This window comes from Alkalihalobacillus sp. TS-13 (assembly GCF_019720915.1).
Classification (GTDB): domain Bacteria; phylum Bacillota; class Bacilli; order Bacillales; family Fictibacillaceae; genus Pseudalkalibacillus.
In genome coordinates this window covers 136,215-149,369 of record NZ_JAHKSI010000003.1, presented here as the reverse complement: position 1 = coordinate 149,369, position 13,155 = coordinate 136,215, and the positions used below count along the sequence as shown (strand labels likewise).

Here is a 13,155-nt window from a genome sequence, read left to right as displayed (position 1 = left end):
GTTTCTGATCGAAACACCTGTAACGAAAGGAAACAAAGTAAAGCTAAAAAATCCCATACTCATTTATTTTTTTATAAAATTTTTTCCGACTTAAACCTAATAATTGCATTGCATCTGACCGGTGCCCTTTCGTTTTGATCAATGCTTCTCTTATCGCCTTTTCTTCAATTTGCTTAAATTGCTTATACAGCAGGATGTTGTCTGTTTCCATATTGTTAGTCATTTGGTTTGAATTATTTAAATAATCGGGAAGCATGTCCAATGTAATCCTTCCGCTTTTTTCACACATTATGACAGCATATTCAATTACATTTCTTAACTCCCGAATATTTCCTGGCCACTGATAAGATTTAAATACATGTTGGACTTCCGCTGAAAAAGAAAGCTGTTTTTTATGCTCCTTGCAGAATTCCTTTAAGAATTGTAAAGCTAACGGTAAAATGTCAGTTTGACGTTCTTTTAAAGGAGGGAGATCAATCGGAAAAATATTCAGTCTATAATAAAGGTCCTCCCTAAACTTCCTTTTCACCACAAGGTCATTTAAGTTTGCATTTGTAGCGGCTATGATGCGTACGTCGATTCTTAGTGAAGAGGTACCCCCTATCTTTTCAATAACTCTTTCCTGCAGGACTCGGAGTAATTTTGCTTGTAAGCTGGGGGGCATTTCACCGATCTCATCTAAGAATATTGTCCCCGTATTAGCAAGTTCAAATTTTCCGATTTTCCCTCCTTTTCTTGAACCGGTAAAAGCACCTTCTTCATATCCGAAAAATTCACTTTCCAAGAGAGATTCAGGAATAGCAGCACAGTTTACCTTGATGAATGGTTTTCCATATCTAGAACTGATATTATAGATTGAATTTGCAACGACTTCCTTACCAGTCCCACTCTCTCCTGTAATGAGAACCGTAGTATCTGTAATTGCCACCTTATTAATCTTTTCCATCACCATCTGTATTTTTTCATCACTGCCTACTAATCCGTTAAACAACTTCCTTTCTTTCTGGTTCATCAATTCTTCTTCTAGATATTTGGTATAACCTTTCAATCTTTCTAATTCGGTGGTTAATTCGGTTACTTCCGTTACATCTCTGAAAACTGATACAGCTCCAGAAATTTTACCTTCAATCTTTATGGGGATGATGTTCGCTACCACTCTTATACTAGTTGTATCAACTAGAAATTCAGAATTGATAACAGGGGTTCCTGTTTCTAAAACCTTTATGATCCTGGCATTTGGCTGGCTTTCTTTTAATGGCTTATTGTGAATGCTATCGACGGAAATACCAAGAATTTCATAATAGGATTTATTAGCATAAAGCACTCTCGTTTCTGAATCTATAATGATTACCCCTTCATGCATGTGATCGAGGACAAGTTTATATTCCATCGTCGGTTGATTCCCTATCATACCTATGACCTCCTTTTCTAACTTAATAGTCATTTCTATAATTAAATAGAGATTCCTATTTAGGTTTTTTGAATTGTTAAATAGTTCTTGTAAAACGACTTATTTTTGTACAAAAAAATAAACCTCCTTCAAATATGGAGAAGAACAACAAATCTTCTATAACACATTTCCCCTACATAACCGTCTGAGGACGACTAAAGTCCGGTTTCTTTTTTCCAGGTTACTACGATTTACCCGTGCCAGATAATGATAAAAAAACAAGCAGCGAAAAGGCTGCTTGTTCCATAATAACTAAATTCTTTACCTATGACTTAAATTTAATCAATGTTCCTTCATTAAAATCAGGAAAATTATGCGGGCTAACAAATACAGAACCTGGCAAAATATCTTCTGGGGGACTATGGAAATAAATCGAAATATGGCCTAGTTCCCGCAGATTTTCATTAGCTTTTGTCCCTACCGCAGTAATTGTATATACTTGATTATCGAATTCGATTGTACCACCTTCTTGTAAGGGTTCTTCAGAATGGTGTTCAAATTCATGTATAATAGACATTTCTTTAATTTCTTCAGGGGCTTGCGGACCAAATAAAATAACAATCTTATCTTCTTTAAAAGTAGGGACCAGTGCTCCAATTTCTTTTACAATAGTCGTTGACATAATAACTCCTCCATCATAAGTTTAATACATTCCAAAGCTTGCAAAATATGCTATTACAACCGACAAAACACCAGTGATCAATCTGCTGTATAGCACGGCTGGCACACCATATTGGACTGTTTCTGGCTTGGCTTCTCCAAGAGATAAGCCGACTGGAATAAAATCACAACCTACCTGTCCGTTAATCGCAAACAAAGCTGGTAATGCAAACTGAGGTGGGATATTCCCCATGGCAATTTGACTTCCTATTAAAACACCGATTACTTGTGCGATGACAGCTCCTGGGCCAAGAACTGGTGATAAGAAAGGCAATGTACATATCATCACAATGAGAATTAATCCCCATAGTGAACTTGCTAGAGGAGATAAGGAATTTGCAATCAAATCACCAATACCCGTGTAATTAATTATACCAATTAACATACTGACAAAAGCCATGAATGGAATAATGTTTTTGATCAGCATATCAACAGAGTCACGACCTGCCTGATACAAAGTACCCGTCACTTTTCCAATTCCTCTTGAAAATCGCATCAAAAAGTTTTCACTATTATCTAGATTATCCTTCTTTAACTGCTCGTAGTTTTCTTTAAAAGCTTCTTTATCTTTTGTATCAAATTCCGGCTCAGTGTCTTTTTGTTGCTCTGATGTGTTTTCTGCAAAAGCCACTTCGTTTTCTGTTACACCAGAGACAAAAATATCTTCAGTAATATGTTTCGCAAGTGGACCTGAAGGGGATGAGGATAGGATATCGACTGTAGGGACCCCCTTCATGGGATATAGACCAATTCTCGCAGTTCCTCCACAATCAATAACTACACACATCATCTCATCTTCAGGCACTGAATTCCGAAATCCATCAATTGCTTCTGTACCAGTTAACTCTGCTATTCTTTTAGCAACTGGATGAATACCTCCTCCGGTTATTGATACAACTTTTGTTTTTTTACCGGTAGGTTCAATATGAAGCCCTTTACCCCATCCATCTGGACCTTTTGATACAAAAACAGCTCGGTAAGCCATTCTAATCCCCCCCTTCCGTTAGACCCTTCATTTTGTTCTTTTTGATTAGGTAAGTGGTGATCAACTCTGTCACCACACCTCGCATTAATATAATAACGATTCCAACTAAAAAGTAACGTACAGCGAGTTCAGAGATTGAATAACCCGCTTCCTTCAATCCATTAGCAATACCTAAATAGACGAACAGTTCCCCGGCATTAGCGTACGGGAATAAAGAAGTAACTGGGTGGACAAATGATACAGCAGAATCATAAAAAGCAGGTTTTTGCCTTTCTGGCAGAAACCTGCCAAATGTATACGCCATCGGATTTGTTAAAACCAGTACTGATAGTACAGGCATAACTGTATAACGCAATACCATATATTTAGAGGCAAATCGAATCGATCGATTAACGCGTTCTTCTCCAATGAATTTCATGAGGGCATACGTAAAAGTAAGCAAGACTACTAGAGTCGGGACAATCCCAGTCAGCAAATCCATGAATGTTTTTCCACCGGCATTGAACATTCCAATAAAATGTTCACCGAACCATTTGATCCATTCCATAGAAATTTACACTCCTTTCTAAATCGACGAAATCTTCTTCTTTGAAATTGAAAGTAATGCATTCTCTGAAGCCCTTGAAAGGGCTTGATTAATAGCAGAAGCTTTTTTTGCTTTTCCACTTGGAATATTATCCTTATGGACATTATCCAAGAGTTTACCGACATGGATACCTTTATATTTTTTTATTTCTTTGAATTTAGATAAAACAGAAATTCCTCCGAGAATTTGACATTCTTGAACTATATATTTTTCATCTACAATTAATACGGCAATAGCACCGGGACGGAACTTTCGTCTTTCCATCCCAGAAAACAAATGGTATCCTTCTTTCTTTTTGTAACCGCTAACAATTTTGTCCACGCTTTTACGATAATAATGAATTTGAAATAGTGATAACGCAAAATGTGAAACTAAAATTGCACACATAATAATTGCAAAATTCATAGGTTACCCCTCCTTCTGTATTTATTTTACATATTCAAATATTGGTTCAGGGAATAATTGGTCTTGAAGCGATCTTAATTTCCAAACCGTCGTATTTGGATCTAATTCAATATCATCTAATGTCAAAAACTGCCCAGATTTGATATTCTTTTTTGCTACTATCTGTCCACTTATCATTCCAATTGGGATATGCCCGTTACGCCTCATTTCCTGATGGGTTTCAATTACGCCACGTACGGAATAACCCCCAATTCCATCTAATTTATCACCTGCATTAATATCACGTTTAGCTACAGTAACTGTTTCTGAAATCGGTCCTCCTAGTGGTTGAATAGAAGAGGCATTTTGAATCACTGCCTTTGCTATTGTAATAGGGGTTTCCAAGCTTGCTAAATGATAAGGACGATAAAATGTATAATGAGGCCCCTTGCCCACTTTCAGATAGCGAAGTTCTTCTGTGACCGGTTCTAGGTCACTTTTCACAATCACAAATACACCTGGGGCTAATCCATGCACGTAATCCACGATTCCGAATTGATTAAGAACACCCCCGTTTTCTTTTACATTTAGAATATCTGCAACGTTCTGAACATCCGCTTCTACTCCATGCATTCCAACTTTATCAGGAACTAAACCTGTAGCATTGCTTAGAAGATTCATTTCTGCCATTGTCTTTGTACCATCTTGAAAAGCTGCAAGCATATGGGCGCTCATATTTTTTTGGTTGGCTTCATTAGCACACGTATGTGGATTAGCAGTAGGGATAAAGGGGTTGTTTTTTCCCTTTCCTGCAACTAATACCTCCATTCCCATGGTTTTTGCAAATTCATATAACTCTAAAGTTGCTGCTGGTTCATCACCTGCTGAACCTGTATATACTAGACCGGCGTTAGTAAACATTTGGTGCATTACAGAACCTATCGTAATATCGACTTCCACATTTAACAAAACAAGATGTTTTTTTGAGCGTAATGCTTCTAATGCAATATTTGCTCCCACTTCAGGAACTCCAGTGGCATCTACCACCACATCAACCTCAGTTGATTGAATAACCTCCTTGAGATCATTTGATACTATGAATGATCCTGTATTCCCTGATTTAGTGTTGTAATAGTCTCTAGCTTGGCTAGCAGCTTTTACATTTACATCACAAATACCAGTAACACTCATCCCTGGAATCTGGGTAATTTGTGCAATCATGCCGAAACCCATCTGTCCAGCTCCAATTACCCCCACCTTTATTGGAAGGTTATTATCTTCTCGCTGTTGTAGCTGTTGATAAATTGACATCATTATTTCCTCCCTAACATTTAACTCTAATATTGGATTCAAAGTTTTCTTTTCAGTAATCAGGTGAATTGTTTTAAATACCCAGTAACATATGTCACGTTTTTTACCATTTGTTATTTGTGTCTCAGTATAAAATAAAACATGAAAATTGTCAATCTATTTTGAATATTTAAATTATATGTCAAATAATGTAATAGCCGTTTTCCAAAATAAAAAAAGCTTTAGATTTGGGATCTAAAGCTTTTGTTTGTTATTGAGTTTATTCTTTTGTAATCGCTATAGCGGTTGCTTCATCTGTGACGAGCACATCAATCAACTTTCCTTTTAATGCTGCTTTTATTGAATTTACCTTCTCTGCCCCAGAAGCAACACCAATCACCAGGTGGATATGTTTTAACTTTTCAAGATTAAGCGCCATAACACGTTCATTCCAGGATGAGTTAGTCGCTCTTCCGTCTTTATCGATAAAATTATAACAAATGTCTCCGACAACTTTAGTGTTCATAAAAACATCTTTGTTTTGGTGTCCTAAATATGATTTTACCATTGTAGAATGTTCAGGTGTTCCTCCTATACCAACAATAGCAATATCACATTTTTCGGCTAAGCGAAATACTTTTTGAACTGAAGGCTGTCTCATCATTACTTCTTTTGCTTCTTTACTATCAACCATTACCGGAACATGTAACAGTTCATAATCAGCATTCAACACCTCGCCTATTCTAGCTACAAGGCTATTCGCATGGATGTCGACCCGTTCATTACCAACGCCACCGACCAATGGAACAATTGTGGCAGAAGGATACCGCTTATTCGTAGATAATGATTTTGCAACTTCATTCAGGGTAGTCCCAGAAGATATACCCAGTACCGAATCTTCTTTTATAGCTCTTAATAAATACTGGCTCGCTGCATTTCCTAATCGCTTTTTTGAAGATTCGTATTCAATGTTTTCTATACAGACCACTTCTCTTAATCCGTATTTCTTCTCGATTTCACTTTCCAACCTTCTGAATTTTTGGTCTCCTTCGTCATGAATAATTATTTCCACAATCCCTTTTTCTCTTGCTTTTGCAAGATACTTGGAAATCAATGAACGGCTCACCCCAATTTTGGAAGCGATTTGTGACTGGGTTTCCCCTTCTTCATAATACATATGGGCGATTTTAACTAATAATCTTCTATCTTCTAGAATAGCCATTCACATATCCTCTTCTTTCTTATGAAAATCCGTATGTATACCAACTGGTCAATGCGTTGATTTCTAATATTTACCTTGCATTTGTTACGGCTTATATCATTTGTTTATCAATATACTCAGAGTAAGCGAAATAAAAAAAACAGTCAAATGACATTGAAACAATACAAAAAACCATACTTTTAGCATATAAAAAGTATGGCCAGTATGCTTATTGAATTTATTTATCGATTAAAGAAGAGGCTGTAAACTCATCTATGACAAGGACATCTATGTAGTTACCTTTTAATGCCCCGAATACACTGTCCAGCTTATGTTCCCCTTCTACTACTACAATGACTTCTTTGATTTTTTTCAATAATTCCAAAGAGGCTCCGATCACTTTATCGTTAAGTGGATGCTGAATCGGTTTTCCTGCTTGATTAAAGAAACGAAACCCGATGTCACCCACAGCTCCAACCTCTCGAAGGCTATCCAAATCCTCTTTTTTAAGATAGCCGATCTTCTCAAGGGTAGAATTTTCAAATGGATTACCTATACCGATCAGTGCCTTATCAACATTTCTTCCTTCTTGTAGTACGGCTTCTATGTCTTGCATCTCCATCAATCGCTCTTTTAGCTCTTTTGTTTCCACAATTGCTGGCGCATACAAATATGAACACTTTCCGTTCAACTTTTTAGCGAGTTCATACGCTAATTGATTTGCATGGATTTCAACATATTGTCTACCCATCCCTCCTTCTAATGGGATGATTTTAATATCCTCTCTCCGTATATAAGGAAATTGTGCAACTAATTCTGCTAAAGTACTTCCCCATGAAATTCCAAGATTTTTAACACCTTTTAAGTTTCTTGAAAGATAGTATGCACCTGCTCTAGCTACAGCTCGTTTACTGCTTTCAGGAGAAGATCCGGAAGTAGGGATGACGATTGCGTCTTTAAGAGCAAATTTTTTAACCAGCTTTTGCTCCAATTCAACAGTATGAGCACTTTCGTCTTTAATATATATTTCTACGATTCCTGTATCTTTTGACTTTTGTAATAACTTGGAAATTATTGGTCTTGAAACCCCTACTTTTTTTGCAATTTGATCTTGTGTCAAACCTTCAAAATAATACAGGGTAGCGACCTTCACCATTTGACGTCTTTCTTCCCAACTTAACATGTGATCCCGCCCTTTTTAATACTCCTTTTGATTATAGCAATCTACTGTTAGACAAGTACATCTTGCTGTTTCATTTTATTGTAAATAGAAGAGGCGTTCTCAAAAAATGATTCAGAAACAGATGGATGTGGATGGATCATTTTAGCTGCTTCCTCTATTGTCCCTTCCAAATACATGAAGGCTGAGGCCTCTGATATCATTTCAGTAACATGAGGTCCTGCCATGATTACACCTATTATTTCACCGAATTTTTCTTCATATATGATTTTTGAAAATCCACTTGTATGTCCTTCTGCAATGGCTTTTCCGTTTCCAGATAAATCAAATCGTTCTGTTTTATATACAATCCCTTTTGTCCGTGCTTCCTCTTCGGTTATACCAACACTTGCGATTTCTGGAAGTGTGTATATACAACGCGGTATAACTTTATAATCGATCTGATCGCTTCCTCCCGCAGCGTTATTTGCTGCTACTATTCCTTCAGCACTTGCAACATGGGCAAGTTGATATCCACCAATCACATCGCCTACAGCATAAATGTTCGGCAGGTTTGTCTCCAATTGTTCATTCACCTTTATGAACGGTCCGTCTTTAAGGAGGTTCAAATTTGCAACGGCTGATAGGTTAGGCTTTCGGCCAACACTTACAAGCAAAGTTTCAGTTTCAATCACATGTTCATTATCTCCATCATCTGTACAATTAACAGTTTTGTAGGCACCTGCTTGGTGGACACAGTCTACTTTGGTATTTAAAAGAAGTTTGACACCTTTTTTCCTCAGCTCATTTGCTAATAGCTTTGAGGCATCCCTGTCTTCACCTGGAAGGAGTCGATCCTCCATTTCAATCAATGTAACTTCCACATTTAAACTGGCAAAAATACAAGCAAATTCAACACCGATCACCCCACCTCCAATGATAGTGAGAGACTTTGGAATATCAGGGATATCAAATATCGTATCACTCGTATCAAAAGTAACAGTATCTAATCCTTCTATCGGGGGTACCGCAGGAATTGATCCTGTAGCTATGATGATATTTTCAGCATTGATTGTTTGATTGTTTTGCTCTGCGTCGATCTGGATACGATTATCCTGTTCAATTCGGCCAAAGCCTTCATATACATCAATTTTCCCTTGTTTCAATAAAAAGGAAATCCCATTACGTAGACGCTGAATAACATCATCTTTCCTTTTTATCATTTTTTCTAAAGAAAAGGTTAAATTACCCGTTTCAATACCCCACTCTTCCGCTTTATGGATCGATTCAATCACTTCAGCATGTTTCAAAAGAGTTTTGGAAGGGATACAACCTTTGTTCAAACACGTCCCACCTAGGAAAGTCACTTCGACAAGAGCGACTTTCTTTCCTAGTTTGGCTGCATGCAATGCTGCGACATATCCGCCAGGACCGCCCCCAACAACAGCGATATCGTATGTTTTTGTCACGGTATTTCACCACCTATGCTAAAAGTTTAAAAGGATTTTCCAAAATCGATTTTAGTTCAGTTAAAAATTCAGCTGCCGGCGCTCCATCAATAGTCCGGTGATCAAATGACAAACTTACGACCATCATCGGACGGATCTCAATCGTACCATCAATAGCGACTGGTTTATCCTGAATCCTTCCAATCCCTAATATAGCTGTCTCAGGTAAATTGATAATTGGGGTGAATGCATCGATGGCATACATTCCTAAATTACTGACAGTAAAAGTCGCACCCTTCATTTTCTCTGCTTTTAATTTTTGTTCACGAGCTAGTTGTCCCATTTCTTTAGCTTCCGTTGTCAATATTGATAAACTCTTTTCGTTTACATCCTTTATTACTGGAACCATAAGGCCATCATCTACTGATACGGCTAAACCAATGTTCACACGCTCATTAAATACGATTTCATTTTCAACCAATGACGTATTGACATTAGGATGAAGAGATAAAGCTGATCCTACCGCTTTTACAATCACTTCTGTATAGGACAAGCGGAACCCGGTTTGATTTTCAATTGTTGGAAGGAGCTGAGAGCGTAATTCTTTCACTTTAGTCATATCAATATCACTTGTAAGTGTGACATGGGGGGCAGTATTGACACTTTTTTGCATATTCTCAGCAACCACTTTACGTATACCTGCTAGTTTCCTACTCTTGGTAACCTCCATTTCAGGCGTGTGGTCTTTTCCTTCAATAGCTGCTATGACATCATCCTTCACAATTTTTCCGTGTACGCCTGTTCCTGTAATATTATCAATTTCTATGTTTTCGTTGTTGGCTATTTTCTCAGCAAGCGGAGTGATCCCTTTTTCCGTTTTTTCATTTTCAAGATATTGAGCGACATCACGCTGATGAATCCTTTCATTTTGTCCGCTTCCGTCAACAGAGGACAACTTAACCCCTTGCTCTCTTGCTATCCTTCTTGCTGCAGGGGTAGCACGCACCTTTTTATCAAATTGAGTATCCGAATTCGTTTGCTTATTCGACCCTTCCTTCTCTGGTTGCTTTTCGCTTTCAGTAGGAGAGGAATTATCCGAGGTTAATCCTGGTGACTCAGCTGGTAGTTCTTCGTTTTCTTCCCCTATATAACCAATAATTTGATTTACCGGGATTTCATCATCAACCTTGTAGTATTTTTTTAATAGTACACCTTCATCATAGGCCTCAACTTCAATATTGATTTTGTCGGTCATGATTTCGAAAAGGGGCTCTCCAATATCTACAGGATCACCTTCCTCCTTGAGCCATTGCAAAAGAGTCCCCTCTTCCATCGTACTACTCAACTTTGGCATAAAGATTTCCTTTGCCATTTTCATCCCTCCCTATTTGAAACGAACCGCTTCTTTTATCGAATCGATGATATTGTCTACTTGGGGGACAGTGGCTTTTTCCAAGTTTGGATTATATGGAATCGGAATTGGCAAGCCACCTAACCTTTTGATCGGTGAGTCAAGATAGTCGAATGCTTCGCTTTCAGAAATGACGCTTGCAATTTCCCCGCCAAATCCACCACGTTTAACGGCTTCATGAACAATTACAACTCTGCCTGTTTTTTTCACAGATTCAATGATGGTCTCTTCATCAAGGGGTACAAGTGTACGTGGGTCAACAACTTCAACATCAATTCCTTCTTTTTCAAGTTCAGCAGCTGCTTCTAGTGCTTTCTTCACCATTAGGGAGGTAGCTATGATCGTTACATCGTTCCCTTGCCGTTTTATATCCGCTTTACCTATCGGAATAGAGTACTCCTCTTCTGGAACATCACCTTTCGTTTTATAAAGCAATTTATGTTCATAGAATATAACAGGATTGTCATCATCAATAGCTGCTTTCAACAATCCTTTTGCATCATAAGCCGTAGAGGGTTGGAGGACTTTCAATCCAGGAATGTGGGTCATCCAAGCTTCTAAACTTTGAGAATGCTGAGCAGCTGCCCCTGTACCAGATCCTGCAGGAGTTCGTAAAACCATAGGAACAGTTCCTTTTCCACCATACATATACCTAAGCTTCGCTGCTTGGTTCACTAATTGATCCATTGCTATCGTGATAAAGTCCGAGAATTGCAATTCAAGGATTGGTCTCATACCAGTAAGTGCGGAACCTACCGCTGCTCCGGCAATCGCTGATTCTGAAATTGGTGTGTTGCGGACACGTTCAGCACCAAACTCTTCTATCATTCCACGAGTTACCCCAAAAGCTCCACCATACACACCAATATCTTCACCCAGAATAAAAACATTTTCATTTTTCCTCATCTCTTGGCTCATTGCTTCTCGAACTGCTTCTAGGTAGGTAATTTCCCTCATTTTTTTCTCCCCCTTACGCATAGACATCTTCTAGTAAAGTACCAATGGCCGGTTCAGGACTGTTTTCGGCGAACGCCACAGCATCCTCTATTTCTTGTTTGGCTTCTGTTCGAAGTTTTTCAGCAGTGTCTTCTGTGAAAATTTGTTCTTTAATTAGCAAATCTTTAAATTGCTTGATTGCGTCTTTCTCTCTCCAAGTCATTTCTTCTTCTCTAGTACGGTATTTTTTAGCATCACTTTTGGAATGACCTTTCCATCGGTATGTTTTTACTTCAATCAGTGATGGGCCATTACCAGCTCGAGCATTTTCCACCGCATCATAGACTGTATTGATGATTTCGATCACATCATTGCCATCTACTACTTCACCCGGGATACCATACGCAGGTGCACGCTCGGCGATATTATCGACGTTCACCATTTCTTTCACCGGGCCGGACATGCCGTATTGGTTGTTTTCACAAATGAATACAACCGGTAACTTCCATATTGACGCCAAATTCACAGATTCATGAAAACTCCCTTCATTGCTTGCACCATCTCCGAAAAAGCTGAGAACAACATATCCTTCTTGCTTCATTTTGGAAGTCAATCCAGCACCAACCGCCAGAGGAATCCCCCCTCCGACGATTCCGTTTGCTCCAAGATTTCCTTTTTCAAGATCGGCAATATGCATTGATCCACCTTTTCCTTTACAATATCCTGTTTCACGACCGAATAATTCCGCCATCATTCTGTTTGTTTCCGCACCTTTTGCAATACAATGACCATGCCCTCTATGCGTGCTTGTAATTTTATCTTCTTTTTGCAATGCAGCGATTGAACCAGCAGCGGAAGCTTCTTGTCCAACGCATAAATGTGTCGTTCCATGAATCATCCCTTTAGCAAAAAATTGGTCGACCTTTTCATCAAAGTATCTTATCAGCCACATTTGCTTATAAAGTTCAATTAATTTACCCGTATCAATATGTGCCGGTAGGTTAAGAGTTTTATACATCACTTCTCCTCCTTTTACATTTGTTCATATGTGTTACTTTTGTAAAAGCATATTATGTATTACTTTTTTAGTCAAGTAATCAAACATAAAAAAGAGCCTCCTTTTAAAGGAAGCTCTGTTTGTATATGGCGTAATTTAGGTTATTTTTTTTCTTTCTTCTTGATAATTTTATTGTGTTCACTGAATACTTCTCTTGTATCTTTTATATATCTATAAACAGAATATGGTTTTTTCACAATTCTAAATGGAATCGAAAAGATAAACTTCCGAAAATCCTCTTTATATTCTTCAGTTAACCTTTTAGGTTTTCGAGCGATTTTATCATATAGTTCACTTGAAAGTTTCTTTTTCAAATCCATTTTTATCTCTAGTACCTGCCCACATTGATTACATCGAATCTGAGATATTTCTCCATTGATGTACGTAAAATGGTGATCTACATCTTCTTTACAGTGGATACAGAAAAGTTCGAAATCCATTTCACTTCTTTTCATTTTTTTCCTCTCCTTAAATACTTTCAACTAGTTTTATTCGAAAAATAACCCTAATTATAAAACTGATTTTTCTTAATTTTAACAAATTTTCAATGGTATTAGTAATAATATTTCATATTCATAAATTTATTAT

13 protein-coding genes are annotated in these 13,155 nt (G+C 37.7%); all 13 read right to left on the bottom strand.

Annotated features, from left to right (window positions below):
• Nucleotides 1-43 precede the first annotated feature (43 nt).
• The 13 genes from KOL94_RS19785 to KOL94_RS19725 all read right to left on the bottom strand — a co-directional run bounded on the left by KOL94_RS19785 (nt 44) and on the right by KOL94_RS19725 (nt 13,022).
• Nucleotides 44-1,411: a sigma-54 interaction domain-containing protein gene (locus KOL94_RS19785; protein ID WP_221568401.1), complete on the bottom strand. Its 1,368-nt coding sequence runs from the start codon at nt 1,409-1,411 to the stop codon at nt 44-46.
• Nucleotides 1,412-1,715: 304 nt separating this feature from the next.
• Nucleotides 1,716-2,072, bottom strand: a complete 357-nt coding sequence (locus KOL94_RS19780) for a PTS glucitol/sorbitol transporter subunit IIA (RefSeq protein ID WP_221568400.1) — start codon at nt 2,070-2,072, stop codon at nt 1,716-1,718.
• 21 nt (nt 2,073-2,093) lie between these two features.
• A complete protein-coding gene (gene srlE, locus KOL94_RS19775) occupies nt 2,094-3,095 on the bottom strand; it encodes a PTS glucitol/sorbitol transporter subunit IIB (RefSeq protein ID WP_221568399.1) in 1,002 nt (333 codons plus the stop codon).
• A 1-nt stretch (nt 3,096) separates the two neighbouring features.
• Nucleotides 3,097-3,642: a PTS glucitol/sorbitol transporter subunit IIC gene (srlA, locus tag KOL94_RS19770; protein WP_221568398.1), complete on the bottom strand. Its 546-nt coding sequence runs from the start codon at nt 3,640-3,642 to the stop codon at nt 3,097-3,099.
• Nucleotides 3,643-3,660: 18 nt separating this feature from the next.
• Nucleotides 3,661-4,086 carry a transcriptional regulator GutM gene (locus KOL94_RS19765; RefSeq protein WP_221568397.1) on the bottom strand — a complete coding sequence of 142 codons (426 nt, stop codon included), beginning with the start codon at nt 4,084-4,086 and terminating at the stop codon, nt 3,661-3,663.
• A gap of 21 nt (nt 4,087-4,107) precedes the next feature.
• Entirely contained in the window at nt 4,108-5,376 is a 1,269-nt protein-coding gene (locus KOL94_RS19760; RefSeq protein ID WP_221568396.1) for an NAD(P)H-dependent oxidoreductase, read from the bottom strand.
• A 259-nt stretch (nt 5,377-5,635) separates the two neighbouring features.
• The gene (locus KOL94_RS19755) at nt 5,636-6,577 is read right to left on the bottom strand and encodes a sugar-binding transcriptional regulator (RefSeq protein ID WP_221568395.1); all 942 of its coding nucleotides are present in this window, start codon (nt 6,575-6,577) and stop codon (nt 5,636-5,638) included.
• Nucleotides 6,578-6,794: 217 nt separating this feature from the next.
• Nucleotides 6,795-7,739, bottom strand: coding sequence for a sugar-binding transcriptional regulator (locus tag KOL94_RS19750; RefSeq protein ID WP_221568394.1), 945 nt, complete (start codon nt 7,737-7,739; stop codon nt 6,795-6,797).
• 47 nt (nt 7,740-7,786) lie between these two features.
• Entirely contained in the window at nt 7,787-9,184 is a 1,398-nt protein-coding gene (lpdA, locus tag KOL94_RS19745; protein WP_221568393.1) for a dihydrolipoyl dehydrogenase, read from the bottom strand.
• A gap of 13 nt (nt 9,185-9,197) precedes the next feature.
• Nucleotides 9,198-10,535 (bottom strand): dihydrolipoamide acetyltransferase family protein, encoded by a 1,338-nt coding sequence (locus KOL94_RS19740; protein WP_221568392.1) that lies wholly within the window; start codon nt 10,533-10,535, stop codon nt 9,198-9,200.
• A gap of 12 nt (nt 10,536-10,547) precedes the next feature.
• Complete coding sequence (locus KOL94_RS19735; RefSeq protein WP_221568391.1) at nt 10,548-11,531, bottom strand: alpha-ketoacid dehydrogenase subunit beta; 984 nt, start codon at nt 11,529-11,531, stop codon at nt 10,548-10,550.
• A 13-nt stretch (nt 11,532-11,544) separates the two neighbouring features.
• The gene (locus KOL94_RS19730) at nt 11,545-12,528 is read right to left on the bottom strand and encodes a thiamine pyrophosphate-dependent dehydrogenase E1 component subunit alpha (RefSeq protein WP_221568390.1); all 984 of its coding nucleotides are present in this window, start codon (nt 12,526-12,528) and stop codon (nt 11,545-11,547) included.
• Nucleotides 12,529-12,668: 140 nt separating this feature from the next.
• On the bottom strand, nt 12,669-13,022 hold the full coding sequence (locus KOL94_RS19725) for a bh protein (protein ID WP_221568389.1): 354 nt from the start codon (nt 13,020-13,022) through the stop codon (nt 12,669-12,671).
• Nucleotides 13,023-13,155 lie beyond the last annotated feature (133 nt).

What these genes read in the sequence shown, in the direction of transcription:
- KOL94_RS19785 (WP_221568401.1), bottom strand. Translation starts at nt 1,411, where the DNA reads ATGATAGGGAATCAACCGACGATGGAATATAAACTTGTCCTCGATCAC.
- KOL94_RS19780 (WP_221568400.1), bottom strand. Translation starts at nt 2,072, where the DNA reads ATGTCAACGACTATTGTAAAAGAAATTGGAGCACTGGTCCCTACTTTT.
- srlE (WP_221568399.1), bottom strand. Translation starts at nt 3,095, where the DNA reads ATGGCTTACCGAGCTGTTTTTGTATCAAAAGGTCCAGATGGATGGGGT.
- srlA (WP_221568398.1), bottom strand. Translation starts at nt 3,642, where the DNA reads ATGGAATGGATCAAATGGTTCGGTGAACATTTTATTGGAATGTTCAAT.
- KOL94_RS19765 (WP_221568397.1), bottom strand. Translation starts at nt 4,086, where the DNA reads ATGAATTTTGCAATTATTATGTGTGCAATTTTAGTTTCACATTTTGCG.
- KOL94_RS19760 (WP_221568396.1), bottom strand. Translation starts at nt 5,376, where the DNA reads ATGTCAATTTATCAACAGCTACAACAGCGAGAAGATAATAACCTTCCA.
- KOL94_RS19755 (WP_221568395.1), bottom strand. Translation starts at nt 6,577, where the DNA reads ATGGCTATTCTAGAAGATAGAAGATTATTAGTTAAAATCGCCCATATG.
- KOL94_RS19750 (WP_221568394.1), bottom strand. Translation starts at nt 7,739, where the DNA reads ATGTTAAGTTGGGAAGAAAGACGTCAAATGGTGAAGGTCGCTACCCTG.
- KOL94_RS19740 (WP_221568392.1), bottom strand. Translation starts at nt 10,535, where the DNA reads ATGGCAAAGGAAATCTTTATGCCAAAGTTGAGTAGTACGATGGAAGAG.
- KOL94_RS19735 (WP_221568391.1), bottom strand. Translation starts at nt 11,531, where the DNA reads ATGAGGGAAATTACCTACCTAGAAGCAGTTCGAGAAGCAATGAGCCAA.
- KOL94_RS19730 (WP_221568390.1), bottom strand. Translation starts at nt 12,528, where the DNA reads ATGTATAAAACTCTTAACCTACCGGCACATATTGATACGGGTAAATTA.
- KOL94_RS19725 (WP_221568389.1), bottom strand. Translation starts at nt 13,022, where the DNA reads ATGAAAAGAAGTGAAATGGATTTCGAACTTTTCTGTATCCACTGTAAA.